2 protein-coding genes are annotated in these 1280 nt (G+C 61.1%); both read left to right on the forward strand.

What is annotated here, in order from left to right; translation table 11 throughout:
• Positions 1-689, forward strand: a 689-nt coding sequence (locus tag CTA01S_RS16120; protein WP_157451411.1) for an N-acetylmuramidase family protein, incomplete at its 5' end; no start/stop codon positions are given.
• Between the two features lie 22 nt (positions 690-711).
• Positions 712-1280 (forward strand): hypothetical protein (locus CTA01S_RS16125; RefSeq protein WP_084362519.1); only part of this gene is annotated, 569 nt, incomplete at its 3' end.

Below are 1280 nucleotides of genomic sequence, written 5' to 3' on the forward strand. Positions count from 1 at the left end.
GGGAAAGAGAGGCAGGTCGCCTCGAATGCGAACCGGAAGTGCTCCAGGCCATCGCCAAAGTCGAAAGCGGCGGCCGCAGCGCCTTTTGGCGCCTGGCCGATGGCCAGGGCGGACACGTGCCTGCTCTTCTGTACGAGCGCCACTACTTCAGCCGCTTGACGGGTGGCCGGTACGACCAAGACCACCCGGACATCTCCTGGCCCACGGGCTACCGCTTGCGCAAGCACCTGGGCCGAGACGACCAGAAGATGCACGACGGCAAGGTGGACGATGACGACATCTATGCCAGCTACGCCACGTCGTACCTGCGGCTGCTCAACGCCTACCGGCTGGACCCCGATGCGGCCCTCCAGTCCTGCTCTTGGGGCAAGTTCCAGATCATGGGCGCCAATCACGGGCTGTGTGGGGAGCCCTCCCTCAAGAAATTCGTCAACAAGATGTGCACCTCGGAGGTTGCGCAACTGGGCTTGTTGGCCGGCTTCATCAGACGCAAGCCGGCCGCGTGGAAAGACCCCAAGAACAAGGCGCTGGGCCAAGAAATCTCCTTGTGGGATGCCGTGAAGACCAAGAACTGGCGCGTCATCGCCTTCTACTACAACGGCCCTGCTTATGAAACCCACCAGTACCACCTCAAACTGGAGCGCGCTTATGAAGCGTACAAAAAAGCCCACCCAGCCAATCAGGCTTGACCGCACGTTTGCAAGGGGGTGCGTGGCCGCCGCGTGGCTGAGCCTTGCGGCGCTTGCCCACGCCGACATCAAGCTGTCGAGCGACTGGGACGAGAACTACACCTGCACCGGCTCTCCACGCAACCTCATCGAACTGGCGGAAATGCAGCAAGGCCGGCGCCCTCGGTCCGTGTGCACACGCACCGAAAACGAGAAAGTCCGCGATGCAGCCGCTCGATCTGCCACGGCTCGTGCAGCTGCCATCGACATTAGCAAGCCATCCCAACGTGATTTCTGGCACGATCTGGGCTTCAAGATGATGCTGGACGGCCGGCAGCATTACCTGGAGCCCATCCTCTTCATGACGAAGAGCCACCCCGATGAGGTGTGCACGCCTTCTGATTTCACAGGCCAACCGACCTACCGATGCGACGAAGGGCAGCGGCACACGAATGACTGCCATGTGCTCATCTTCAACGACAAGTTCGAGGAAGTGGGCTACCACCGCATCGAGGTCAAAGAGCCCTATCAGTTCTTTTGCAATGCCGTGCCTGCCATCGGCGTGGGCGATGCCGCCAACAACCTGGTGCTGGTCACCGTTCAGTACTTCCC

Source organism: Caldimonas taiwanensis NBRC 104434 (assembly GCF_001592165.1).
Classification (GTDB): Bacteria; Pseudomonadota; Gammaproteobacteria; order Burkholderiales; family Burkholderiaceae_C; genus Caldimonas; species Caldimonas manganoxidans.